This is a genomic window from Methylobacterium sp. J-030 (assembly GCF_022829545.1).
Classification (GTDB): domain Bacteria; phylum Pseudomonadota; class Alphaproteobacteria; order Rhizobiales; family Beijerinckiaceae; genus Methylobacterium.
The window spans coordinates 1-355 of record NZ_JAKSYM010000078.1; the positions used below are offsets into that span (position 1 = coordinate 1).

1 protein-coding gene is annotated in these 355 nt (G+C 72.1%); it reads left to right on the forward strand.

The window, feature by feature from the left end:
• On the forward strand, positions 1 to 355 hold a 355-nt coding region (locus tag MKK75_RS04055; protein ID WP_244041349.1), incomplete at both ends, for a hypothetical protein.

Genomic DNA, 355 nt, shown 5'->3' on the forward strand with positions numbered 1-355 from the left:
GCCCACCGGAGCTGTTCGCCCCACGCGACGAACGGCTGTGTTTCGGCGCAGGATGGCGCTTCCCGACGCTGCTCGGCGTGAGCCTACGGACCGTCGCCCTCGAGAGGGGCACCCCCGGGGTCCATACCGAACAGGCCTGGACAGGTAAGGCCCTGCGGATCGCGACTGCACGGGCGGTGCCTATGCCCGGCAGAGGTGGGCTGACGCCGGGACGGACACGGCGCCGGAAATCCCTGCGGCCGGTCGCCGCCGCCTTCCGTGCTAGGGTGGACGCTGCAGCAGGCGAGGACGGTCTCCGCCTCGACGGCCTCCACCCGAGCGTCGAAGGCGTCGGCGATCGGCAGCAGGGCTTTCC